The sequence below is a fragment of the Thiohalophilus thiocyanatoxydans genome, from assembly GCF_004366735.1.
In the GTDB taxonomy this organism is placed as follows: domain Bacteria; phylum Pseudomonadota; class Gammaproteobacteria; order UBA6429; family Thiohalophilaceae; genus Thiohalophilus; species Thiohalophilus thiocyanatoxydans.
On the sequence record NZ_SOQX01000006.1, the window covers coordinates 143228 to 167064 of the forward strand.

The 23837-nt window shown below is 52.5% G+C and carries 22 protein-coding genes; 18 read left to right on the plus strand and 4 right to left on the minus strand.

Annotated features, from left to right (window positions below):
* Window positions 1-9: 9 nt before the first annotated feature.
* Together EDC23_RS11220 and EDC23_RS11225 are read left to right on the plus strand one after the other, a co-directional pair.
* Window positions 10-942, plus strand: a complete 933-nt coding sequence (locus EDC23_RS11220; protein ID WP_134084575.1) for a DMT family transporter — start codon at window positions 10-12, stop codon at window positions 940-942.
* Window positions 939-1310, plus strand: coding sequence for a VOC family protein (locus EDC23_RS11225; protein ID WP_134084577.1), 372 nt, complete (start codon window positions 939-941; stop codon window positions 1308-1310). Before EDC23_RS11220 ends, EDC23_RS11225 begins: the two co-directional genes overlap by 4 nt.
* On the opposite strand, the gene EDC23_RS11230 is transcribed toward EDC23_RS11225, so the two are convergent.
* A complete protein-coding gene (locus EDC23_RS11230; protein WP_134084579.1) occupies window positions 1297-3213 on the minus strand; it encodes an LTA synthase family protein in 1917 nt (638 codons plus the stop codon). The two genes, EDC23_RS11225 and EDC23_RS11230, sit on opposite strands and share 14 nt — an antisense overlap.
* Window positions 3214-3515: 302 nt before the next feature.
* Between EDC23_RS11230 and EDC23_RS14155 the strand changes: the two genes are divergently transcribed.
* Both EDC23_RS14155 and EDC23_RS11235 read left to right on the plus strand, forming a co-directional pair.
* Complete coding sequence (locus tag EDC23_RS14155) at window positions 3516-3689, plus strand: hypothetical protein (RefSeq protein WP_166668846.1); 174 nt, start codon at window positions 3516-3518, stop codon at window positions 3687-3689.
* Between the two features lie 45 nt (window positions 3690-3734).
* The gene (locus EDC23_RS11235) at window positions 3735-4400 is read left to right on the plus strand and encodes a rhodanese-like domain-containing protein (RefSeq protein WP_134084581.1); all 666 of its coding nucleotides are present in this window, start codon (window positions 3735-3737) and stop codon (window positions 4398-4400) included.
* A 109-nt stretch (window positions 4401-4509) separates the two neighbouring features.
* On the opposite strand, the gene EDC23_RS11240 is transcribed toward EDC23_RS11235, so the two are convergent.
* A complete protein-coding gene (locus tag EDC23_RS11240; protein WP_134084583.1) occupies window positions 4510-5877 on the minus strand; it encodes a sigma-54 interaction domain-containing protein in 1368 nt (455 codons plus the stop codon).
* Window positions 5878-6468: 591 nt separating this feature from the next.
* On the opposite strand from EDC23_RS11240, the gene EDC23_RS11245 reads away from it, so the two are divergent.
* Complete coding sequence (locus tag EDC23_RS11245; RefSeq protein ID WP_134084585.1) at window positions 6469-7422, plus strand: porin; 954 nt, start codon at window positions 6469-6471, stop codon at window positions 7420-7422.
* Between the two features lie 52 nt (window positions 7423-7474).
* On the opposite strand, the gene glnD is transcribed toward EDC23_RS11245, so the two are convergent.
* Window positions 7475-10126, minus strand: coding sequence for a [protein-PII] uridylyltransferase (gene glnD, locus EDC23_RS11250; protein ID WP_134084587.1), 2652 nt, complete (start codon window positions 10124-10126; stop codon window positions 7475-7477).
* Between the two features lie 2 nt (window positions 10127-10128).
* Window positions 10129-10896 (minus strand): type I methionyl aminopeptidase, encoded by a 768-nt coding sequence (gene map / locus EDC23_RS11255; protein ID WP_134084589.1) that lies wholly within the window; start codon window positions 10894-10896, stop codon window positions 10129-10131.
* 289 nt (window positions 10897-11185) lie between these two features.
* Here map and rpsB point away from each other — a divergent pair, with 289 nt between their 5' ends.
* From rpsB to lpxA, 13 genes are all read left to right on the plus strand, one after another.
* A complete protein-coding gene (rpsB, locus tag EDC23_RS11260; RefSeq protein WP_134084591.1) occupies window positions 11186-12115 on the plus strand; it encodes a 30S ribosomal protein S2 in 930 nt (309 codons plus the stop codon).
* 117 nt (window positions 12116-12232) lie between these two features.
* A complete protein-coding gene (tsf, locus tag EDC23_RS11265) occupies window positions 12233-13114 on the plus strand; it encodes a translation elongation factor Ts (RefSeq protein ID WP_134084593.1) in 882 nt (293 codons plus the stop codon).
* A gap of 31 nt (window positions 13115-13145) precedes the next feature.
* Window positions 13146-13862: a UMP kinase gene (pyrH, locus tag EDC23_RS11270; protein WP_134084595.1), complete on the plus strand. Its 717-nt coding sequence runs from the start codon at window positions 13146-13148 to the stop codon at window positions 13860-13862.
* Between the two features lie 13 nt (window positions 13863-13875).
* Window positions 13876-14433, plus strand: coding sequence for a ribosome recycling factor (gene frr / locus EDC23_RS11275; RefSeq protein ID WP_134084597.1), 558 nt, complete (start codon window positions 13876-13878; stop codon window positions 14431-14433).
* A gap of 42 nt (window positions 14434-14475) precedes the next feature.
* Window positions 14476-15252 carry an isoprenyl transferase gene (locus tag EDC23_RS11280; RefSeq protein WP_134084599.1) on the plus strand — a complete coding sequence of 259 codons (777 nt, stop codon included), beginning with the start codon at window positions 14476-14478 and terminating at the stop codon, window positions 15250-15252.
* Entirely contained in the window at window positions 15245-16075 is an 831-nt protein-coding gene (locus EDC23_RS11285) for a phosphatidate cytidylyltransferase (RefSeq protein ID WP_166668847.1), read from the plus strand. The genes EDC23_RS11280 and EDC23_RS11285 overlap by 8 nt, the downstream gene beginning before the upstream one ends.
* Window positions 16072-17262, plus strand: coding sequence for a 1-deoxy-D-xylulose-5-phosphate reductoisomerase (gene ispC, locus EDC23_RS11290; protein WP_134084603.1), 1191 nt, complete (start codon window positions 16072-16074; stop codon window positions 17260-17262). The genes EDC23_RS11285 and ispC overlap by 4 nt, the downstream gene beginning before the upstream one ends.
* Window positions 17262-18629, plus strand: a complete 1368-nt coding sequence (gene rseP, locus EDC23_RS11295; protein WP_134084605.1) for an RIP metalloprotease RseP — start codon at window positions 17262-17264, stop codon at window positions 18627-18629. The genes ispC and rseP overlap by 1 nt, the downstream gene beginning before the upstream one ends.
* Window positions 18630-18647: 18 nt before the next feature.
* Window positions 18648-20924, plus strand: coding sequence for an outer membrane protein assembly factor BamA (gene bamA / locus EDC23_RS11300; RefSeq protein WP_166668848.1), 2277 nt, complete (start codon window positions 18648-18650; stop codon window positions 20922-20924).
* Between the two features lie 29 nt (window positions 20925-20953).
* Window positions 20954-21490 (plus strand): OmpH family outer membrane protein, encoded by a 537-nt coding sequence (locus tag EDC23_RS11305; protein WP_134084609.1) that lies wholly within the window; start codon window positions 20954-20956, stop codon window positions 21488-21490.
* An 11-nt stretch (window positions 21491-21501) separates the two neighbouring features.
* Window positions 21502-22518, plus strand: coding sequence for a UDP-3-O-(3-hydroxymyristoyl)glucosamine N-acyltransferase (gene lpxD, locus EDC23_RS11310; protein WP_134084611.1), 1017 nt, complete (start codon window positions 21502-21504; stop codon window positions 22516-22518).
* 32 nt (window positions 22519-22550) lie between these two features.
* Window positions 22551-22988: a 3-hydroxyacyl-ACP dehydratase FabZ gene (gene fabZ / locus EDC23_RS11315; RefSeq protein WP_317622981.1), complete on the plus strand. Its 438-nt coding sequence runs from the start codon at window positions 22551-22553 to the stop codon at window positions 22986-22988.
* Complete coding sequence (gene lpxA / locus EDC23_RS11320) at window positions 22985-23758, plus strand: acyl-ACP--UDP-N-acetylglucosamine O-acyltransferase (protein WP_134084615.1); 774 nt, start codon at window positions 22985-22987, stop codon at window positions 23756-23758. Before fabZ ends, lpxA begins: the two co-directional genes overlap by 4 nt.
* The last annotated feature ends 79 nt before the right edge of the window (window positions 23759-23837 follow it).

Consider the following 23837-nt stretch of genomic DNA (forward strand, 5'->3'; position numbering starts at 1 on the left):
GGGGAAAAGATGCGTAGTATAGGGGATTCGGGCGGGGCGGCCAAATGGCAGGCGACCGCGCCGGTTTTCAGTCTGTTACTGGCGGCCACATTGTGGGGCGTGTTCTGGTTTCCGCTACGCTGGCTCGAACAGCTGGGGCTGACGGGGTTGTGGCAGACCTTCTTTATCTATACCGGTACGTTGTGGGTCGTGATAATCCTCGTCTGGCGTCAGGCGCCCAATCTGAAAACGGAGATTGGGCAGGCGCCCTGGGCGTTGTTGTTTATGGCACTGGCCAGTGGCTGGTGCAACACCGCGTTCATTCTGGCCATGCTGGAAGGCGAGGTGATGCGGGTGTTGTTGCTGTTTTATCTCTCACCCCTGTGGGCCACCCTGATAGGCTGGTTATTTTTAAAAGAAGAATTGCACACGCTTTCGATTTTGGTCCTGGTGATAGCGATCGGCGGTGCGGTGGTTATGCTGTGGCATCCCGGCATGGGCTATCCCTGGCCGCATGATACCGCCGACTGGCTGGCCCTGTCAGCGGGGATCATGTTTGCCATTCTCAATTCCCTGGTGCGGTTTACCGATCGGATATCCATACCGGTCAAGACATCCGTGGCCTGGGTCGGTGCGATCGTGGTCTCCGGACTGTTGATTCTGTTCAGTGGTACCGGCCTGCCGGATGTGTCATTTTCCGTGGCAGGCTATGCCTGGCTGGTCGGTGCCTTGTTAATGGTGATCATGACCTTCAGTGTGGTCTACGGTGTGACCCATATGCCGGTGCATCGTTCGTCGGTCATTTTACTGTTTGAACTGGTGGCCGGCGCGGTCTCCTCGCAGTGGCTGACCGAGGAAGTGATTCTGCCCAAAGAGTGGATTGGCGGAGCGTTGATTATTATTGCCGCCTGGTTGTCCGCACGCCGGCAATTACAGCATCCCGAGGAGGAGTGGAGGGTATGAGTAATATTACGGCACTCGATCATGTCAGCCTTCTCGTCAGTGATACCCGACAGGCGTTGGCGTTCTATCAACAGGTACTCGGGCTGATGGTGGATGAGACGCGGCCGGATCTCGGTTATCCCGGCGCCTGGCTGCAACTGGGTGATCGGCAACTGCATTTACTGGAGTTACCCAATCCCGATCCGGTGGTGGGTCGGCCGACCCACGGCGGCCGTGATCGGCATCTGGCTGTTCGTGTGCAGTCGCTGGATACCCTGATTGCCAGCCTGGAACAGCACGGCATCGATTTTACGCTCAGTCGTTCGGGGCGCCGCGCCTTGTTTTGCCGCGATCCCGATGCTAATGCCCTGGAGTTTATCGAGCAGTAAAGCGATGTTCTGCGGGCTGCTCGACGGGCACCAGGCTCAGGGCTTGATTGTCGAACAAATGTTCCTGAGCCGACTTTGTCAGACTGTAAGCACGCCGTATCTGATCATCGCTCCCGTTGCGGCAGGGTTGCGGATTATCCAGCTCCGGATTGCGGCGCCAGTTGTGACAGCGGGCCTGTTCCGGCCTGGCGAGCGGAATTTCAATGACCTGGTCGTCACCCACAAACCAGCCCAGTGTCCCGTTGTGATAATACTCGGCGATTTGCGGTGCCGATTCGTCGAACAGTGAATAACCCAGAGTGTAGGGCATGGGCATATCCAGGATTTCCGCGATGGTGGGTGCAATATCCCGGTGATGGGCAATGCGTTCGGGCGTGCCCGGTTCCACCAGATCGGGCGCGTAGATCGCAAACGGTACCTGATGGCGCTCGACACCGGTGCGGCGGACCCGGGCGGTGTGATCGGCGACCAGCACCAGCATCCACGGATAGTGCCAGTCACGCTTTTCCAGTGCGCTGACAAATTCGCCCAGTTCATGGTCGGCCAGATGCAGGACATTGCGTTCGATATTCAGTCGTGAATCGGGCGCCACCAGCGGAGCAAAATCCTCGCGTAGCTGGATGTCATGGGTGGTATTGGTGTTGATGCCGATATGCACCGGCTCAGGCATCTCGGAGAGTGCACGCAGGACATGTTGATAAAGATCGTGATCATAGACGCCCCAGTTATTCTCCGGATAGTCCCGCCGGGAGATGGCCTGTTTGCCTTCGCTGAGGGCATAGCCCATTGACTGGGCATAGGCACCAACCCCGCTGGTGTTTTCATGTGATCCCTGAAAGTAGGCAGTGGACCAGCCCGCGTCGGCCAGGCGGCGCGGCAGGCAGTCATAGTCGAACAGGGCTTGCGGCGTGCGCGCCAGAGTCTGGCCCAGCGGGTTTTGATAGCTGCAAAGGACGGCGAACATGCCCTCGGTGGTGCGCATGCCGCCGGCAATCATGTCGCGATCGGCAAACGCGCGGGCGGCAAGCGCATCAAAATTCGGTGTGACCGGTGTGCCATCCTCCAGCGGTTGCATATGCCGGGTTGACCAGCTTTCCAGAAAGACCAGGAAGAGATTGATCGGGCGCACCTGGACCTGTTCCGGTATCGCACGTGGTATTGGATAGAGGGCCTGGAGATTGCTTTCGGCTTCCCGGGCGGTGATCCAGTCCAGTGGTTGCCGACGCAGTTCGCCGTGTGTGTTTTGCAGGCCGTGCAGGGCGGAGTAGGCGCCGTTTAAAGCGGCCGCGGTTTCGCTGGCATCGGCCATGCGCATGGCATCGTGCGGCCCCTGGGGGATACCGCTGGCATTACTGCGCACAAACAGGACACTCAGGAGGAGGACGCCCAGCAGACTCAGCTCCGGTCTCAGCCGCTGCCCCGGTTTTTTGTCGACTTCGACCCAGCGCACTGTGAAAAACAGGGCGGTGGCAATTAACAGGCCGATGATCCAGGGCCAGTGTTCGACCAGCATATTTAAAAGACTGTCGAGTGAATTGAACAGTTCGGCGGCTTCGTAGCCGATATGTCGGCCGGTTTCCTGCCAGTAGAGCCAGTCACCCAGGTGGGCGGCCAACAGTACTACCCCGGCAGGTGCCAGCCAGCCACGGCGTGGCACGGGCAGCGGAGAGCGACTGACAAGCCAGAGGCCGATAACCGTCAGACCGGCCAGAAAAGCGGCAATAGCCAGATCGAAACGCAGTCCCCACCACCAGGCCCGCGGCCACAGCGCGTCGGGCACCATCACCGCGCCACTGATCAGACGCAGCAGCCAGGTCATCAGAGCCAGGAGCAAAAAGAATTTAAGCCAGGTCCGCAAAAGTGCCGCCGTCGAGGCGGGCCGATCAGAAATGGAATCACGCATTGTTCAGATTTTTCATCAGGGAAACCGGTTTTCTAATGCTGGATAGTATATATGGATTTTCGCGGGTGATGCACGCTGCTGGGCAGGAATATTTGTTTATGCAACCGACCCCGATCAGTCGCTGTTTCGCCTGGCGGATCATCCGCCAGGTCAGCACCCGCTGTCAGACATGTCATGACCGGCTGTCAGAAATAGCAGGAAGTGACAGTGTCAGACATCAGATATGTGTTGAAAATCAACGGCCTGGAACATGGCATGCGACTTGCTACTCAGTTGTAAGTGTCTAACTCGAGGAGAGATGAATGCGACTGAAGTTGTTAACGCCCCTGTTGCTGGTACTGGGCTTGTGGGGTTGTGGATCGGCACCCGTGGAAGAGAACGAGCGACAGGAAAATGCCAATACGCAAACTGAAACACAACAGAACGATTCGACAGAGGTCAACGAAGAATTATCCGACCTGGAAGATGATTGCTAGATGTTCGGCAATCAGAATAATCACATAGTGAGGAGAAGAGGCATTATGAAAAAAGCAAAACTAATAAGTAATCTGCTGCTGGCCGCGACGATTGGTTTTTCATCCGTTGCGTGCGCGGCGAATGACAAACTGGCGGTAAAAATCACCCCGGAACTCGGTGAGGTGCCGGTCAAACATCATGGCAAGAAGATGGTTATACGCCGTGATCAGGATCAAAAGGCGGTTGTGGACAAGAATTTTTCCAAGACTTCACGCAAGTGTCCGCCATTCTGTATCCAACCGTCGACACTGGCTCCTGGCGTGGAGACTATTGGGGAAGTTGAAATGCTCGATTATCTGGATCGATTGCATAATGAGGGTGACGATTCAATTCTTGTCGTCGATTCGCGGACGCCGGGCTGGGTTGAGAAAGGTACAATTCCCGGATCAGTTAACATTCCCTGGACAAAACTGAATCCGGCAAAAGGGGCTGATCCGTTGACCATGAGTGACATCATGACCAACCAGTTTGGTGCCAAGCAGATCGAATCAGGCATCTGGGATTTCAGTAATGTCAAAACGCTGGTCATGTTTTGTAATGGTATGTGGTGCGGTCAATCACCCGCCAACATCAAGCAATTACTGAAAATGGGTTATCCGGCGCATAAAATCAAATGGTATCGCGATGGTATGCAGGGCTGGTCAATGCTGGGGCTGACAACAGCCAGGTAACCGACAGTCAGGAAAAAGAAACTTATAATACTTTACAACCTGACAATTAACTCCTCCTCGAGAGCTGTATTAACGCGAGACTTTTCTCCCGGTCTCGCGTTCTTTTTTATTACAGGGTATTCTGATCGCCGTTTTTTATCTGACGTAAGTGCCGGTAAAGCGTTCGTTCGCTGATGCCAAGCTCTTGCGCGGCCTTGACACGATGGCCGCGATGTTTTTCCAGGATAGCCAGTATTTCCTGTTTGTTCACGGTAATATTTCGCCGGTTCAATAAGGGGTCGCGTGATAGGTTCTCATCATCGACAACAGCGTTGTGCGGCGCAGTGGATAATGGCTCGTCCAGAAACGAGAAATGTTCGGGCTGGAGGGGGTGCTCATGCGCGAGTATCGAGGCTCTTTCGATAATATTACGCAGCTCCCTGACATTGCCGGGATAATCGTGCTGCATAAGAAGAGTCTGGACCTCCGGTACAAGAGGAAGCTTGCGTTCCCCGCCGGGTATCATGGACAGAAAATATTCGACCAGTCCGTTTATATCTTCCTTGCGTTCGCGAAGTGGCGGGATATAAATCGGAAATGCAGTCAGTCTGAAGTAAAGATCCTCCCGGAACTGATTTTGGCGGACCATTTCACGCAGATCACGATGCGTTGCGGCAATGATCCGAATATCGATATCGGTAAATTCCGTGGCGCCGAGGCGTCGTATCTGGCTGGTTTCCAGCAGGCGTAACAGTTTGGTCTGGAGGCTTGCGGACAACTCGCCAATTTCATCAATAAACAGTGTGCCGCCTTGTGCGGATTCGATCAGCCCCTGCTTGCGTTTGTCGGCACCGGTGAAGGCACCACGTTCATGGCCAAAAAGTTGACTCTCGACCAGGCTTTCGCCCAGGGTCGTGCTGTCAACAACCACCAGGGGACCATTGGCCCGACTGGATTGGCGGTGGATATATTCTGCAACACACTCTTTCCCGACCCCGCTTTCTCCCTGCAAGAGTACCGTAGTCTGGGTTGGTGCAACGCGTTGCAGGATTTCGGTCAGTCTGAGCATAACCGGCGATCGTCCCAGCAGTTGGCGGCCGGTTTCCTCGACACTCGACAGTCTGTTGATGGACTCGCCCATCGACATGATGTTTCCCTGCTCATCAAAGATCGGCATGGCCTCAAGCTGGACAAGTTCCTCATTACCGTCGCAATCATAATGTGTGTGTATGACATGCGTCGGCTTACTTGACTGGAAGACCGTATCCAGAGGGCAGTGCTCTCCGTGCTGTTGGCAGGGTACATCACAATGATGCGATATTTTATAGCAAAAGCTGCCAACCACCTTGTCCCGGGTCGTACGGTAATGTTCGAGGTAATGCCGGTTTGCCGCCTGAATACGATAATCACGTCCTATAATGACAAAGGGTTCGTGATACATATCAATCATTTGCTGACAGGAGGGCAGCAACGTGGATTCAAAATGCTTCTGATCCATCTCTCTCTCCCAATTACACTGACGGGCCAGATTATAGAGTAATCATATCAAAGAGGTATGCATTTGTATCAGTACTATTTATTAATGTTTTCTTATATGTTAATTGTTATGGATCATTTCAGACAGTCTTATGGGACAACTAAACAGGATTGTTCCTGAACCGGCATTCCCAATGCCAATAAAACCACGTCGTTGCCGCGCCTGCCGGAATATACTGTGTATCCCTTATCTGTGAATTCGATGGCTACGTTCGCATAACGACGATCCGGGCAGTCGCGGTAGTGCCGATTAATGCCAAAGTGATCCGAGATGTGGCCCGCCTGAATTCATGTTGATTGCCTGCATGTCATGACGGACCTGTCAATCTGGCAGTTCTGTCAGGTCGGAATGCCCGGGCAGAGGCGAGCTCTATTATGCAGGTGGAATCGTTTACCAGTATCTATCTGCTTAATCTGGAAGGAAAAATTGTTTTTTTTTCGAAGTGGTCCGGGAATAAATCAGGTGTGGCATAACTCTTGCTCCAGTTGTTTCGGTCTGTCTCGTCGAGACAGATGTGAATGAAACTTCGATAACAACATTGTGGGAGCGAGTATGAAACAAGAATTCAAATTAATGACTGCCGCGGCGGCAGTAGCTGCGGTACTGGGTTCGGCACCGGCTGCCGCCAACGAGGTATATGGTGATGTTCGTCTGTCAGTGAACAGTATTGACGACAGTTCCGGAACCTCCAGTGACAGCCAGGACAGCAATGCCTCACGGGTTGGTTTTAAAGGCGGGTATGAGCTCGATGGCGGGCTGAAGGCCCTGTACCACATCGAAGGGGGCGTTAACACGGATGGCGATGATAACAAGGATATGTTTACCAAACGCTTCGCCTTTGCCGGCCTGGCCGGGAACTTCGGCAAGGTGTTATACGGCACGCTTTCCTCGCCCTACAAAATGGCCGGGCTCAAGATCGATCCGTACTATGATACCGCAGCCGGTGACAAGTTAAGTGGCAGGAACTACGGCCTGTCGGATTACACCAACGGCTGGTTTGATAATGTGGTGGCCTATATTACACCGGACATGAACGGGATTCAGGCCAATGCCGTGATGGTGATGGATGACGAGGAGAGCAATGATCATCACTTCAATTACGGGGTTAGCTATAACCAGGCCGGGTTCAGTGCGGGTATCCAGTTGCTGGAAGTCAATACTGTGGGTTCCGAGGTCGATGCCACCCGTGTTACCGCAGGTTATAAAACGGATCAGTGGAGTGTTGGTGCCAGCATGGAAAATGTCGACCCCGAGGCATCGGCTGACACGGATTATCTATATGTCGCCGGTACCTATAACGTCTCCGCGAAAAACACCCTGAAGCTCTCCTACGGGGATGTGGATGATGATGGCACTGGCATGACCGCGGGAGTTTCCCATGACCTGGGTGAAAAGACCGAACTCTACGCCCTCTACAGTGATATAGATTATGATGATGCTGCCAAGGATAACCGCACGGTTATCTCTCTTGGTGTTAGTCACAAGTTCAGTATCGGCGGTAATTAACCACCCTGTAGTGCCGGCCGGCCAGGCTGATCTGGCCTGGTCGGGCGCTCGTTTATTCTTCCAGCTCTTCGAGCGTGCTGAGGCGCAAGGTCTCCTTTTGTTCGGCATTCAATGGCCGATCGTCACTACTTGTGATTTCAAAAATGTCCTCGACTCGTTCGCCGAAGGTGGCGATTTTGGCGTTATGGAGCTGAATGTCATGGGTATAAAAGACCGAGCCGATATTCGATAAGAGTCCCGGACGATCGTAGGTTTTGACCTGCATGATGGTCCGTTCACTGTCGTCCTCAAAGTGAATCTCGGTCGGGATCTTGAAGTGTTTGGCCTGGCGCGGCAGGCGACGGGTGATTTCCGGCGCTTCCTGGCCGGGGTGGCGCAACAGGTGGTAGAGCTTGTTGCGTATCTCACTGTTGCGTTGATTGTCACGCACCGGCTCGCCGCTGCTGTCGAGAAACTGGAACGTGTCGAGCGTGTAGCCGTCACGCGAGGCCAGAATGCGCGCGTCGACGACGGTCATGCCGGCCTGGCTCAGTACCGAGGTGATCAGAGCGAACAGATTGGGATGGTCGCGGGTGTAGATAAAGATCTCGGTACCACCGCGACGGCTTTGTTCGCGGAACAGGATCACCGGCAGATCTTCCAGATCGGTATTGAGAATGGCCTGGGTGTGCCAGACAATCTCGTCGGGGAAATAACGCAGAAAGTATTCATCCCCAAGGTTGTCCCATAACTGGTTGATCAGCACATTGTGTTCATCGTCCGACTCCAGCAGTTCGGCCGCCGCCTGGCGCCGTTCCCGGACCAGTTCGGATTGCACCAGCGGATTTTTCAGGCCGCGGCGCAGGGCGCGTACCGTGGCATGGTACAGTTCCTGGAGCAGGGCGTCTTTCCAGGAATTCCATACGTGTTCGCTGGTGCCGCGAATATCCGCCACAGTCAACAAATACAGATAATTCAAATGCACCAGATCCCCTACCTGTTCGGCAAATTCATGCACAATGTCGGGATCGCTGATGTCCTTGCGTTGCGCGGTGGAAGACATCAAGAGATGGTTTTTTACCAGCCAGACCACCAGTTTGGTGTCATAGTTACTCAGGCCGTGGTTCTTGCAGAATTCACGCGCATCCGCCGCGCCGAGGGTGGAGTGATCTCCGCCCCGGCCCTTGGCCACGTCATGGAACAGAGCGGCCAGGAGTAACAACTCCTGTTTGGGGATGCGTTGCATGATCTCGCTGCACAGGGGGAACTCATGGAAGTATTCGGGCACCGTGAAACGACGCAGATTACGTATGACCATCACTGTGTGTTCATCGACGGTATAGACATGAAACAGATCGTGTTGCATCTGCCCGACGATGCGCCCGAAAACCGGCAGGTAGGCGGCGAGCACCCCGTACAGGTACATACGGCGCAGGGCATGGGTAAAGCCGTGACCGTAACGGAGGATCTCCATGAACAGGGAGCGGTTGCGCAGATCGGCACGAAATTCCGTGTCGATCAAATAAGTATGATCTCGAATCAGGCGTATGGTGTTGGCGCGAACCCCTTTGAGTTCCGGGTGTTGCATCAGCAATAAAAAGATTTCCAGCAGCGCGAAAGGATACTGAACGAAGACATTCTCCTCCTTGACCTCCAGGTACCCCTTGCGGGCCTGAAAGCGCCGGTTGAGTGAGACCGGCTCGGCCTGTTCCTCGGCCAGGAGGATCTCTTCCTTGAACAGCTGCAACAACATCTCATTCAGGCGACTGAGCTCCATGATGGTGCGGTAGTACTGTTTCATGAACTGTTCCACCGCCAGCCCCTTGAAGTTGTCGCGATAACCGAAGTGCCGGGCCAGCTCCCGCTGATGATCGAACAGCAGACGATCCTCGCGGCGTCCGGCAATCAGATGCAGGCCGAAACGGACCTGCCAGAGAAACGCCTGGCCTTCATGCAGGGTCCGGTATTCGTTTACGGTGAGAAAGCCGTGGTCAACCAGCTGACTCAGACTGCCGGCGTTGTAATGGCGCTTGGCGACCCAGCCGATAATCTGAATGTCCCGTAGACCGCCGGGGCCTTCCTTGATGTTGGGTTCGAGGTTGTAGGCCGTATCATTGAACTTGTCATGGCGCTGCTCCTGCTCCCGGAGCTTGGCCTCGAAAAATTCCCGGCTGGGCCAGATCTGTTGCGGGCCGCACAGGGCCTTTTGCTGTTCAAACAATGCTGATGGGCCAATCAACAGCCGGGCTTCCTGCAGGTTGGTGGCAACGGTGATGTCGCGGGCGGCCTCCTGCTGGCACTCATCGAGCGTGCGCACGCTCTGGCCCACTTCCAGACCCATATCCCAGAGAAAGGTGAGAAACCCCTCAATAGCTGTGTGATAGGGCTCGGGTGCCTCGGTCAGTAACAGCATCAGATCCACGTCGGAGGCCGGATGCAATTCGCCGCGTCCATAGCCGCCCACGGCCAGCAGGGCGATACCGGGATCACCCGGTTCGAAATAGAGTGTCCAGGCCCGTTGCAGGAGGGTGTCGATCAGCCCGGCCCGGGAGGTAACCAGTTCGGTGGCGGCACGACCGGCGTAAAAGCGTCGTGCCAGCTCTTCATGGGCGGATTGCAGGGCGTCGCGGAACAGGGGCAGGGGAGAATCTGTTTCCTGCAGCGCCGTATCGAAGGCTTCGGTATTGAACAGGTCCGCGTCAACCGGGACCAGCGAAGCAGTCATGGTTAAAAACTTTCCTCGTTTCGGCGGGTCAGCACTTCATGGCCGTCCTCAGTCACCAGGATGGTATGTTCCCACTGGGCGGAGAGGGCATGGTCTTTGGTGACCACGGTCCAGGCGTCCTTGAGCACCTTGGTCTGGCGCTTGCCGGCATTGATCATCGGCTCGATGGTGAAGGTCATGCCGGTCTCGAGCACCAGCGTGGTGCGCGGATCGTCGTAGTGCAGTACCTGCGGCTCCTCGTGGAAGTTCTCGCCGATGCCGTGGCCGCAATATTCGCGTACCACGCTGTAGTTCTGCTTTTCGGCGTGTTGCTGGATGGCGCGCCCAATATCGCGCAGGGGCAAGCCCGGTTTGACCATATCGATGCCGATTTTCAGACAGTCGTACGCGGTTTGGGCCAGACGCCGGGCCTGAATCGAGGGCTCGCCGACAAAGAACATCTTGCTGGTATCGCCGTGGAAGCCGTCCTTGATGACCGTGACATCGATATTGATGACATCCCCCTTTTTCAGCCGCTTCTCATTCGGAATCCCGTGACAGACCACATGATTGACCGAGGTGCAGACCGATTTGGGGAAACCGTGATAATTGAGGGGCGCCGGGATAGCCTGCTGCTCGTTGACGATGTAGTCATGACAGATCCGGTCCAGCTCGGCGGTGGTCACGCCGGCCTGGACATGGGGTTCGATCATTTCCAGCACCTCGGCGGCGAGACGGCCGGCGATCCGCATTTTTTCGATTTGCTCGGGGGTTTTTATACTGACACTCATTGATTTTCCTCCACGCTACAGGCGTGGGGTGGCTCCTGTCGCAAAAGTCGTGAATGGCGCCCGGTTTGGGGCGGTGGGGGCTTTTTTTAGCGCACAAACCGGGTGGTTTCGTTGTCGTAAACAGCGGTTTATGGTATAAATCGCGCGCTTGTTTAGCAAACCTAACCGGCCGTGGCTTGCCCCGGTCAAAAATGACACACATGTACCGACACATCTGTCCGGGTGCCCGCCAAGGCGGGTTGGCAGATGGGGTACATGGAGGCCTAACCCAATACAAGGAGACACTATAATGGCTGACGTTACGATGCGCCAGATGCTTGAGGCTGGCGTCCACTTTGGTCACCAGACCCGATTCTGGAACCCCAAAATGGCCCCCTATATCTTCGGGGACCGCAATAAAATCCACATTATTAATCTGGAAAAGTCCCTGCCGCTGTACAATGAGGCGATGAACTTTGTCAGCTCGCTGGCCGCCAACAAGGGTTCCATCCTGTTTGTCGGCACCAAACGCGCCGCCCAGAAACTGGTCAAAGAAGAGGCCGAGCGCTGCGGGATGCCCTACGTGAACCACCGCTGGCTCGGTGGTATGCTGACCAACTACAAGACCGTCAAGCAGTCGATCAAGCGTCTCAAGGAGCTTGAATCGATGATGGAAAGTGGTGCGGTCGAAGGCCTGAACAAACGTGAAGTACTCAGTCTGAGCCGCGAGCAGGAAAAACTGGAACGCAGCCTCGGCGGGATCAAGAACATGAACGGCCTGCCCGATGCCATGTTCGTCATCGACGTCGGTCACGAGAAAATCGCCGTCGCCGAGGCGGTCAAGCTGGGTATTCCGGTAATCGGTGTGGTCGATACCAACAACAGCCCGGACGATGTCGATTATGTGATTCCGGGGAATGACGACGCCATTCGCGCGATCACTCTTTATACCCAGGGTGTCGCGGCCGCAGTCCTTGAGGGCAAGGCGACGACCGCCCACATCGGCGAAGGCTCTGCTGACGATTTCATCGAGCTGGATGAAGAAGGGGAAGTGACCCCGGCCAGCAAGAAGAAAACCGCCAAGAAGAAAACCGCAGCCAAGAAAAAAGTTGCCAAGAAAAAAGCCGCCAAAAAGAAAGCGGTCAAGAAACAGGATGACGAATCCGGCACGGACGAGCCGGCAACGGCTGAACCAGCGGCCACACCGGAAGCCGCTTCGGCCGAGGCGGATTCCGAGTAAGGCTCACGTTACTGGCAACCTGAGTAACAATAAAGAAAAAGGGGGCAACGCCCCCTTTTTCGGATTTTCACAAACAGATTTGATCTAACAGCGAATACAGATTAGAGGACAGGGTTCATGGCAATTACAGCTGCAATGGTTAAAGAACTGCGCGAACGCACCGGCGCGGGCATGATGGAATGTAAAAAAGCGCTGGTTGAAACTGACGGCGATCTTGAGGCGGCCGTTGAACAGATGCGTAAATCCGGCATGGCCAAAGCCGACAAGAAGGCCGGCCGCACTGCCGCCGAAGGTCTGGTTGCGATCAAGGTCACCCCCGACAACAAGACCGCCGCGATTGTGGAAGTGAACTGCGAAACCGACTTTGTCACCAAAGGCGAGGATTTTCAGAACCTGGTAAACAACGTGGCGGATCGTGTGCTGGCTGACAAGCCGGCCGATCTGGATGCCCTGATGGCCATGCCGATCAGCGACAATGACAGCACCAGCATCGAAGATACCCGCAAGGAATTGATTGCCAAAATTGGCGAGAATATGGCTGTACGTCGATTCGAAGTTATCGAAGCCCAGGGAACATTAAGCTATTACATGCACGGCAGCCGCATCGGTGTGGTGATTGACCTGGAAGGCGGGGATGAGCAGCTGGGCAAGGATCTGGCCATGCATATCGCCGCCAGCAGCCCGGTCTGCGTCTCCGAGGAAAATGTGCCAGCCGATGTAATCCAAAAGGAAAAAGAAATCTTTTCCTCCCAGGCAGCTGAAAGTGGTAAGCCTGCCGATATTATCGAAAAAATGGTTGAAGGGCGCATCAAGAAGTTCCTCAAAGAAGTTACTCTTCTGGGGCAGCCTTTCGTCAAGGATGCAGACCAGACCGTGGAGCAGCTGCTCAAATCCGCGGGGGCAACTGTACATCGCTTTGTCCGTTTTGAAGTCGGCGAAGGTATCGAGAAGAAACAGGAGAACTTCGCCGAGGAGGTTATGGCTCAGGCGAAGAACTAACCCGCAACCATCAACACAACAACGATAACATATGGCCAAGACACCTATATATAAACGTATACTGCTCAAACTGAGCGGCGAAGCCCTGATGGGCGAGCATGAATACGGCATCGATCCGGCGGTGATTAATAGCATCGCGGCGGATGTCAAGGAAATCAACCAGGCTGGTGTTCAGGTGGCCATGGTTATCGGTGGTGGTAATATCTTTCGCGGCGTCAATCTGGCATCCGAAGGAATGGACCGGGTTACGGCCGATCATATGGGTATGCTGGCGACCGTAATCAATGCCCTGGCGCTGCAGGATGCGATCAAGCGCCAGGAGCTCCAGGTGCGGGTCATGTCGGCCTTGCCTATCCATACGGTATGCGAGGATTACATCCGTTTGAGGGCGATTCGCCATCTGGAAAAAAACAGGGTGGTTGTTTTTGCGGCCGGTACGGGTAATCCGTTTTTTACCACGGATACGGCGGCCAGTCTGCGAGGCATTGAGATCAGCGCGGATGTGGTGGTCAAGGGAACCAAGGTGGATGGCGTCTATTCTTCTGACCCGGTCAAGGATCCGTCCGCCAAACGGTTTGAAAAGCTGGGATATGACCAGGTGATCGAACAGAAACTGGCGGTCATGGACACCACGGCGATTGTTTTATGTCGGGATAACAATATCCCGATTCGTGTATTTAATATGACCAAACCCGGCGCCTTGATGCGTATGGTTATGGGTGAAAGTGAAGGCACGCTGGTAGAATAGGGAGCATCATTGCATGATTAATGACATTAAAAAAGATGCTGAAAGCCGCATGGGTAAAAGCGTCGAAGCATTAAAAACCGAACTGACCAAGCTGCGTACCGGTCGGGCTCATACCAGCCTGCTGGATCATGTCATGGTGGAGTATTACGGCTCGCAAGTTCCCCTTAACCAGGTCGCGAGTATCTCTGTTGGGGATGCGCGAACACTGACTGTTCAGCCCTGGGAAAAACCCATGGTACAAAAGGTCGAAAAAGCCATTCTTGAGTCTGATTTGGGGCTCAATCCGGCAACTTCGGGTGAAGTCATTCGTGTACCGTTACCCGCGCTGACGGAAGAGCGACGCAAGGATATGATTCGTATCGTTCGCCAGGAAGGTGAAAATACCCGGGTTGCAATTCGAAATATCCGTCGCGATGCCATTAGTGATTTCAAAAGTCTTTTGAAGGATAAAGAGATCACTGAAGATGAAGAACACAAGGCGGAAGAAGAGATACAGAAACTCACCGACAAATATATTGCAAAAGTCGATGAAGCGCTGGAAGCGAAAGAAAAAGATCTCATGGAGATCTAAAACGGTCCTGATTTGAGCAGATGACCAGAGTTATATTATTCAATGAGCAGTATGCCCCAGGATATCAACAATGAGGAGCGAGATGGCTATGTAAGCCTGCCTCGTCATATCGCCATTATCATGGATGGTAATGGTCGCTGGGCAGAACAACGCCATTTGCCGCGCTTCGCCGGCCATCGTGCAGGGGTGGAGTCCGTACGCGAGATTGTCCGCAGTTGTGGTGAGAAAGGCATACAGGCTTTGACGCTGTTTGCTTTTTCCAGCGAAAACTGGCGTCGGCCTCAGAAAGAAGTCGGTTTGTTAATGGAACTCTTTCTGACCGCGCTGGAGCACGAAGCCAAAAAATTACACAAAAACGAAGTACAACTGCGCATCATCGGCGACACCAGCGCCTTTCCCGAAAAGATCCGTAAACGCATCCGTGAGGCGGAATCACTCACCGCCAATAACAACCGGCTGATCCTGAATATTGCCGCTAATTACGGCGGAAAATGGGATATTACCCAGGCTGTTCAACATCTGGCCCGGCAGGTACAACAAGGTGAGCTGGCGCCGGAGGAAATTGATGCCGAGCGGATTGCCGGACAACTCAATATGCATGACTTGCCGGAACCCGATTTGTTTATTCGCACCGGTGGCGAGCAGCGCATTAGTAATTTTTTGATCTGGCAACTGGCCTATACCGAACTCTATTTTACCGATGTTCTGTGGCCGGATTTTAATCGCGATCAGTTGGAGCAGGCTCTGTCCTCGTTCGCCGGTCGACAACGTCGTTTTGGGCGTACCGGTGAGCAGGTGGGGAAACTTAAACATGCTTAAGCAGCGGGTTCTGACCGGATTGGTTCTGGCGCCGCTGACGATATGGGCGATTTTCGCATTGCCGGAAACGGGCTTCATTGTCTTACTTCTGGGTATTTTTTCGATCGCCGCCTGGGAGTTGGGTGGTCTGGCCGGGTTATCGCAACCGGGTCCACGTCTGTTTTATGTGGTGGGGATGTTTGCGCTGATGGGCGCAACAGGTTTTTACGCCACATTGCAGGATCGTATTCTGGATGTTCTCTACCTGCTGATTACTGCGTTCTGGTTACTGGCTCTCCTCGGTCTGTTCTATTTTTATCAGCATACAGTAAAACGTTCGGATTTCAGCCTCTTCAGACTGTTAGCCGGCATTGGCATTATTCTTGGGCCCTTTGTTGCCTTGCTGGTTTTACGTCATCGCGATCCCCTGGGCCCGCAATGGGTTATGTATCTGTTACTTCTGATCTGGGTTGCCGATAGCTGCGCGTATTTTACAGGCCGTGCCTTTGGCCGGCACAAGTTGCTGTATAACGTCAGTCCCGGTAAAAGCTGGGAAGGTGTAGTCGGCGCTCTGTTGGGCTGTTTACTGCTGGCGGTAATTGCCGGGTGGTGGTTCGAACTGGTCGTTGCAAATTATTTGTGGTTTATTGCAATCAGCCTGGTGGTGGTCGTGTTCTCCGTAGCGGGTGATCTGGTAGAAAGCCTGTTCAAGAGGCAGGTCGGCGTGAAGGATAGCGGGCACATTCTGCCTGGGCATGGTGGTGTTCTCGACCGCATCGACAGCCTGACCGCGGCAGCTCCGGTTTTTGCCAGCGGTCTCTATTTACTGGAGCTGAGCACATGAAACAGGTGACACTACTTGGTGCGACCGGCTCGATCGGATTGAGCACACTGGATGTTATTGCACGCCATCCGGAGCAATTCTCTGTATTTGCACTTACTGCCAATACCCAGGTTGACCGTTTATTTCAGCAATGTTGCGACTATCAGCCTGAATATGCGGTCATGGCCGACCCGCAGGCAGCAGAGCAATTGGAACAAAAACTGGCCGAGAATGGGCTGGAGACGCAGGTATTGGCCGGTATCGACGGACTGATTCAAGTGGCATCGGATGCGGGTACCGATTATGTTATGGCTGCCATTGTCGGCGCCGCCGGCCTGCAGCCGACACTGGCGGCAGCACGGGCCGGCAAACGAGTACTGCTGGCCAACAAGGAAGCGTTGGTGATGTCCGGCAGATTATTTATGGACGCGATCAAGGAAAATCAGGCGGAATTATTACCCATTGATAGTGAGCATAATGCCATCTTTCAATGTATTCCCGGCAGGCTGAGTGGCAATGTTACTGAGTACGGTGTCAAACGGATTTTATTGACCGGTTCGGGCGGGCCGTTTCGTCAAACGCCCTTGAGTCAACTTGCCAGAGTGACGCCGGAGCAGGCGGTTGCGCACCCGAACTGGGATATGGGCCACAAGATATCTGTGGATTCAGCAACTATGATGAACAAGGGACTGGAGCTTATCGAAGCCTGTTGGCTGTTTGAAGCCAGGCCTGACTTTATCCAGATTGTCGTACATCCTCAAAGCGTCGTGCATTCTATGGTGGAATATACGGATGGTTCGATACTGGCTCAATTGGGTCAGCCGGATATGCGGACCCCGATTGCCCATGCCATGGCCTGGCCGGAGCGAATGGATTCCGGTGTCGACAGGCTTGACCTGTTTGATGTGGCCCGGCTGGATTTCGAACGACCGGATTATGAGCGTTTTCCCTGCCTGCAACTGGCTGAGCAAGCTGCACGGCAGGGTGGCACCGCGCCGGCTATTCTGAATGCGGCCAATGAGGTTGCCGTACAGGCATTCCTGGATGGTGCTCTGGATTTTACCAACATTGCTGTGGTAGTGGAATCGGTGTTGAGTGTTATGAGCAGCCGCGAAGCGGATGATCTGAATACGATCCTGGTGGATGATGAACAGGCCCGGGAATATGCGCAGGAATCGATTCACCAGGCACGTACCAGAGTTGAATAATGTTTGATTTTATTTATTTCACGCTGGCGTTCCTGGTCGCAATCAGTATCCTCATTGCGATACACGAATTCGGCCATTTCTGGGTTGCAAAAAAACTCGGCGTCAAGGTGCTGCGTTTTTCGATTGGCTTCGGGCGTCCCATCTGGCGCACTGTGCGAGGTGAGGACCGTACCGAATATGTGATTTCCGCATTGCCACTGGGCGGTTATGTCCAGATGCTGGATGAGAAAGAGGGGACGGTAAAAGACGAGGAAAAACACCGTGCCTTCAATCGACAACATATCTGGAAACGTTTTGCCATTGTTGCCGCCGGCCCGGCATTTAATTTTCTGTTTGCTGTTGCCGCTTTCTGGCTTATGTTTGTTATCGGAGCCAATGCTCTGAAGCCGGTTATCGGGGATGTGACGGAGAACTCACTGGCGGCGAAAGCAGGTTTCCAATCGGAACATGAAATTGTCGCCATCAACGATAAGCCAACCCCGGTCTGGGAAGTTGCCATGCATCAACTTTTGCCTGCCGTGGTGGATCGTGATTCCATTAACGTTACACTTCGCAGTCCTTCAGGGTCTGATTCGGAGCATAAACTGGCGCTGGATGAAATTCGTGGTGAACTGGATCCGGATAATCTGTTTGAATTACTCGGTTTTGAACCGTGGCGGCCGCGGGTTGAACCCCTGGTGGGGCAGATTCTTGAAGGATCACCTGCAGAACAGGCTGGTTTGCAACGAGAGGATCGTATTCTGGAAATTGACGGGCGGAAAATCACGCAATTTACGGATATGTCTGAATATGTCCGGCAACGTTCCGGTGAGCCGTTAGAGTTCAGGATTTCACGGGGTGACGAAAGCCGCACCTTGACCATTACCCCGCGTATCGTCGAGCAGGATGGAACTGAAATTGGTCAAATTGGAATAGGGCCTCTTGAGCGCGGTGAAATACCCGAGGAAATGATTGTCTATTATGATCATTCAATTTTCGAGGCGATTCCAAAATCAGTAGCCCAGACCGGATCAATGACAGTCCTGACACTGAAAATGCTTGGTAAACTGTTTACCGGTGAAGTTTCCATAAAAAACCTGAGTGGTCCGATTAATATAGCCAAACATGCAGGTCTTTCAGCCAGTGCAGGTTTAAATCGATTTCTCAATTTTCTTGCGATCGTCAGCATTAGCCTGGGGATTCTGAATCTGTTACCGATCCCGATTCTTGATGGTGGTCATTTGATGTTTTATGTGGTGGAAATGATAAAAGGGAGTCCGGTGTCGGCAGAAACCGAAATGACCGGGCGCATGATCGGAGTTTTTCTTCTGGTTATGCTGATGGGGCTGGCATTTTATAATGATATTATGCGACTGGTTGGGAACTAGACTGATATGATGTTTTTAATGAAAAGAATTCTGACCACGTTGTCATTGCTGTGTTTTATGATTCCTGCTATGGCGTTCGAGCCGTTTGTTATCAAGGATATACGCCTTGAAGGGCTGCAACGCATTTCGGCGGGGACAGTGTTTAACTATCTGCCGCTTAAAGCGGGCGACAGGCTTGATGCCGAGTTGAGCAGCCGGGCAATTCGCGAACTTTACCAGACCGGGTTTTTTAAAGATGTGGAACTTGAGCGTGAAGGAGATGATCTGATTGTCTTTGTCGCCGAACGCCCGGCGATTGCTGATATTCGTATCGAAGGCAACGATAGCATTCCCGATGAGCAGCTTGAATCGTCATTGCAACAAATCGGGCTGGTCCGGGGACAGGTCATGGATCGCTCCACTCTTGATAAGGTTACTCAGGAGTTAGAGCGACAATATTATGGACAAGGTAAATACGGCGTTGAAATTGAAACCGTCACAACCCCATTGGAACGAAACCGTGTCGATATAGAGATCAATATTGCAGAAGGCGTTGCCGCAGAAATTTTTTCAGTTAACATCGTGGGCAACAAAAAGTTTGATGACGAAGAACTGCTGAAGAATTTATCTCTTGCCGATAGTTCATATTTCGGCCGTAATAAATATTCTCGACAGGAACTAAGCGGTGACCTGGAAAATTTACGTTCTTATTATCTCGACAGGGGATATATAAATTTTAATATTGATTCAAGCCAGGTTTCTCTGACCCCTGACAAGCAGGAAGTCTATGTTACGGTTAATGTCAGCGAAGGTGAGCAGTACACTGTTAGTGATATAAAGGTGACTGGTGAAACGATTATTTCTGAAGAAGAGGTTGACGAGCTGATAACCCTCGAAGTAGGCGAGGTCTATTCGCATAGAAAGAGCACGGAGACAACAAACAATATTAGCGATAGATTGGCTGAAAGTGGGTACGCTTTTGCTAACGTCAACCTTATCCCCGATCTTGACAAGGATGCCCAAACTGTTGATTTGACTTTGTCGGTTGATCCGGGAAGGCGTGTTTATGTTCGTCGTATCAACATTACAGGGAACGATAAAACCCGAGATGAAGTGATCCGACGCGAAATGCGTCAGCATGAAGGTGACTGGTTATCCACCAAGAAAGTGTCCCTGTCACGTGAACGTCTGAACAGGCTTGGTTTTTTTGAACAAGTCTCGGTTGAAACACCTTCTGTCAGCGGGACGGATGACCAGGTTGATGTCAATATTAATGTTAAAGAACGTCCAACTGGCTCCTTGTCAGCTGGTATTGGCTATTCGGATACCGATGGAGCATTGGTGAATTTCGGTTTGACCCAGGAAAACTTCCTGGGTACAGGCAAGCGACTTGGCCTGAACATAGATAACAGTAGCGTTACTAAATTCTATAATGTCTCCTATACAAATCCCTACTATACTGATGATGGCGTCAGCCGCGGTTTTAATCTGTTCTGGCGGGAAGTGGATGCTGAAGCGGCGGATCTGACCAGCTTTACTACCAATACCAAAGGGATTTCAATGAATTATGGTATTCCACTGTCTGAAATTACCCGAGCCAGTGTCAGTTTTGGCGTGGAGAGTACGGAAATTGTCCCGGGCAGTAATGTGGCACAGGATATACTTGATTTTATAGATCAAAATGGTAGTGTTTATGATGATTACGAAGTGTCACTGGGCTGGCGTCGAGATAGCCGAAATCGGGCAATTCTCGCTGATTCGGGTTCGGTAGCCTCCCTGTCATTGAGCTCAACAACTCCTGGCAGCGATCTGGAATATTATAAACTCAATGGCCGTTTTCAGAAATATTTCGGTCTTACTGACAATATCACCCTCTCTACTGAATTGAATCTGGGGTATGGTCAGAGCTATGGTGATACTGATATAGACGGATTACCGCCGCATAAGAATTATTATGCGGGCGGGAGTCGTTCTGTTCGGGGCTATGACAGCAACAGCCTGGGGCCTCGCGATGAAGGAGGGACCAATGATCCGCTCGGTGGTAACAGGAAAGTGGTGGGAAGAATGGAACTGATATTACCGAATATATTTGCTGAACAGAGTCGATCCACGCGGATCGCGGCATTCTTTGATGCAGGTAATGTTTTCGGCGCGGATGAAAAAATTGAATCGAATGACTTGCGGACTTCAACCGGCCTTGCGTTTATGTGGCTGGCACCGATTGGTACGTTACGCTTCAGTTATGCAGTGCCATTGAATGATAAGCCGGGTGATGATGTGCAAAACTTCCAGTTTACTATGGGATCGAGTTTCTAATTTTATTGATCGTGTTAAGGTGATTAACATTGCTTAAAAAATGGCTACAATATCTCACCCTGATTCTGCTTCTCCTGTCAGGATTCTCCGTTGCCAATGCGGAAGCCCGGATCGGTTTTGTCGATATTTCGCAGGTGCTCAAGGAGGCTCCTCAAGCTGACGCGGCTCGAAAGAAACTTGAAGAGGAGTTTGCTCCGCGGGATGATAAAATCGTTGCGATGCAAAAGAAATTAAAACAAATGGAAGAAGAGATGGCTACGGATGCCGACATTATGAGCGAGGAAGTACGCAAGAAAAAAGAGCGGAAAATCGTTCTTGAAAAGCGTGAAATAAAGCGGACTCGCGAAGAATTCAATGAAGATTTGAATATACGTCGTAACGATGAGTTGAATAAGCTGCAAAAACTGGTCTATGACACTATTGTCACTCTTGCCAAAGATAAGGATTTTGATATCGTTTTTGGTGATAATGTTATCTACGCTTCTGAGAAGGTAGACCTGAGTGAGAAAGTACTTGAGCGCCTGAACGCACAATACAACTCAGAGACTGACGATCAGCGGAACTGACGGGATACTACGTGAAACTGACTTTGCAACAACTTGCCAGGCATGCTGGAGGGCGGGTTGTCGGTGATGATGATATCGTCATCGATAGCGTTGCAACACTGAATAATGCACGTCCTGGCAGTATTACTTTTTTAACCAGCCCTTCTTATCGACAATACCTTGGCGATACCCGTGCTTCGGCGGTCATTCTAAGTGAGTCAGATCTTGAGCATTGTCCGGTAAGTGCTTTGGTCGTCGATGATCCTTATGTATCATACGCCAGACTGGCCAACCTGTTATATCCTGCAGAACGTCCTGCTTTAGGCGTACATCCTGCTGCGGTAATTGATAAGTCAGTTCATATTCCCGATTCGGTTTCCATTGGGCCTCATTGTTATATCGGACCGTCTGTCAAATTGGGTGAAAATGTTTCTCTTGGACCCGGATGTGTGCTCGAATCCGGTGTTGAAATTGGCGAGAAATGCTACTTGCACGCAAATGTGACTGTTCAACGTGACTGTGTAATTGGCAAGCAGGCGGTGATCCACCCCGGGGTGATAATCGGAAGTGACGGTTTTGGGCAGGCAAACGATAACGGAATATGGATAAAAATCCCCCAGATCGGCAAGGTGGTAATCGGTGATGACGTTGAAATCGGCGCCAACACCACGATAGACCGTGGCGCAATCGACGATACTATTATCGGAGATAACGTCAAGCTCGATAATCTGATACAGGTAGCGCATAATGTCCGGATTGGCGCATATACGGTGATAGCTTCCAGTACCGCTATTGCCGGCAGTGTACAGATTGGGTGCCATTGTATGATTGCCGGGGCCGTTGCTATTGCCGGGCACATAGAAATTGCGGACAATGTCACGATTACCGGTATGTCGCTGGTTACCCATACTATCCGCGAACCCGGAGTTTATTCCTCCGGCGTACCACTGGATTTGAATCGCCAGTGGCATAAAAATGCTGTCAGATTCAAGCAGTTGGACGAGATGGCCAAACGGATTAAAAAACTGGAATCCCGGCTGGGAAAATAAGCTATTGATATAGGGGTTGAATCTTGGTCTCGTTGAATATTTATGAAATTCTTGAACATTTGCCGCATCGCTATCCGTTTCTGCTGATTGACAAAGTCCTGGAATGCGAACCTGGAAAATCGCTCGTTGGCATTAAAAATGTCAGCCACAACGAGCCCTATTTTCCGGGCCATTTCCCCAATCATCCGATTATGCCGGGGGTGTTGATCCTCGAGGCGCTGGCTCAGGCGACCGGGATCCTGGCTTTTCAGACCGTGGGGCGTAAACCGGACGGTACTTCGCTTTATTATTTCGTCGGTATTGATAATGCCCGCTTCAAACAGCCGGTCATTCCGGGTGACCAAATCCGCCTTGAAGTTGACTATATCCGCAAAATGCGGGGAATCTGGAAATTTAACGGCCGCGCCCTGGTCGATGACAAGGTGGTCTGTAGCGCCGAACTGATGTGTGCTGAACGTGAGATAGAATGAGCATCGATCAACGCGCAGTCATTGATCCTTCTGCCAATATTGCTGATGACGTCAGCATCGGTGCGTTCAGCATTATCGGTGCGGATGTCGAAATCGGGACGGGTACTGTCATTGGCCCACATGTCGTGATCACCGGCCCGACCCGCATCGGCCGTAATAATCGTTTTTTTCAATTCAGTTCCATCGGGGAAGTTCCGCAGGATAAAAAATACCATGGCGAGGACTCACGCCTGGAAATCGGTGACGGGAATACTATCCGCGAGTTTGTTACCATCAATCGCGGGACCGACGACGGTGGCGGGGTTACCCGCATAGGCAACGACAACTGGCTGATGGCCTATATCCATATTGCCCATGACTGCCTGATCGGGAACAACACGATCTTCGCCAATGGTGCCTCACTTGCCGGCCATGTGGAGATCGAAGATTATGTGATTCTTGGGGGCTTTACCCTGGTGCATCAGTTTACCAAAATCGGCATGGGTGCTTTCTGTGGCATGGGCAGCACGGTTAGCAAGGATATTCCGCCCTATGTGATGGTCAGCGGCAATCCCGCGAGCCCTTACGGCATCAACAGTGAAGGCCTGAAACGACGTCAACACAGCAAGGAAGCGATCAAGGCCGTCAAAGCCGCCTATAAAACCCTCTACCGCTCGGGACACACCCTGGATGAAGCCAAGCAACACCTCCGGCCGCTCGCCGAACAACACCCCGAAGTTCAGCCCATGCTCGACTTCCTCAACCGCTCCAAGCGGGGAATTCTTAGATAGAATTGGGGTGAGTAACGCGGAGTTCGCAGAGGCGCGGAGACGCAGAGGATATAACAATGTTAAATTTTGAATTAGTCAA

Coding starts and splice junctions, on each gene's coding strand:
- pyrH (WP_134084595.1), top strand. CDS start 13,146: ATGGCCAAGACACCTATATATAAACGTATACTGCTCAAACTGAGCGGC.
- EDC23_RS11280 (WP_134084599.1), top strand. CDS start 14,476: ATGAGCAGTATGCCCCAGGATATCAACAATGAGGAGCGAGATGGCTAT.
- EDC23_RS11225 (WP_134084577.1), top strand. CDS start 939: ATGAGTAATATTACGGCACTCGATCATGTCAGCCTTCTCGTCAGTGAT.
- ispC (WP_134084603.1), top strand. CDS start 16,072: ATGAAACAGGTGACACTACTTGGTGCGACCGGCTCGATCGGATTGAGC.
- EDC23_RS11230 (WP_134084579.1), bottom strand. CDS start 3,213: ATGCGTGATTCCATTTCTGATCGGCCCGCCTCGACGGCGGCACTTTTG.
- bamA (WP_166668848.1), top strand. CDS start 18,648: ATGAAAAGAATTCTGACCACGTTGTCATTGCTGTGTTTTATGATTCCT.
- rpsB (WP_134084591.1), top strand. CDS start 11,186: ATGGCTGACGTTACGATGCGCCAGATGCTTGAGGCTGGCGTCCACTTT.
- EDC23_RS14155 (WP_166668846.1), top strand. CDS start 3,516: ATGCGACTGAAGTTGTTAACGCCCCTGTTGCTGGTACTGGGCTTGTGG.
- EDC23_RS11240 (WP_134084583.1), bottom strand. CDS start 5,877: ATGGATCAGAAGCATTTTGAATCCACGTTGCTGCCCTCCTGTCAGCAA.
- EDC23_RS11245 (WP_134084585.1), top strand. CDS start 6,469: ATGAAACAAGAATTCAAATTAATGACTGCCGCGGCGGCAGTAGCTGCG.
- glnD (WP_134084587.1), bottom strand. CDS start 10,126: ATGACTGCTTCGCTGGTCCCGGTTGACGCGGACCTGTTCAATACCGAA.
- rseP (WP_134084605.1), top strand. CDS start 17,262: ATGTTTGATTTTATTTATTTCACGCTGGCGTTCCTGGTCGCAATCAGT.
- map (WP_134084589.1), bottom strand. CDS start 10,896: ATGAGTGTCAGTATAAAAACCCCCGAGCAAATCGAAAAAATGCGGATC.
- lpxA (WP_134084615.1), top strand. CDS start 22,985: ATGAGCATCGATCAACGCGCAGTCATTGATCCTTCTGCCAATATTGCT.
- EDC23_RS11235 (WP_134084581.1), top strand. CDS start 3,735: ATGAAAAAAGCAAAACTAATAAGTAATCTGCTGCTGGCCGCGACGATT.
- tsf (WP_134084593.1), top strand. CDS start 12,233: ATGGCAATTACAGCTGCAATGGTTAAAGAACTGCGCGAACGCACCGGC.
- EDC23_RS11220 (WP_134084575.1), top strand. CDS start 10: ATGCGTAGTATAGGGGATTCGGGCGGGGCGGCCAAATGGCAGGCGACC.
- EDC23_RS11285 (WP_166668847.1), top strand. CDS start 15,245: ATGCTTAAGCAGCGGGTTCTGACCGGATTGGTTCTGGCGCCGCTGACG.
- frr (WP_134084597.1), top strand. CDS start 13,876: ATGATTAATGACATTAAAAAAGATGCTGAAAGCCGCATGGGTAAAAGC.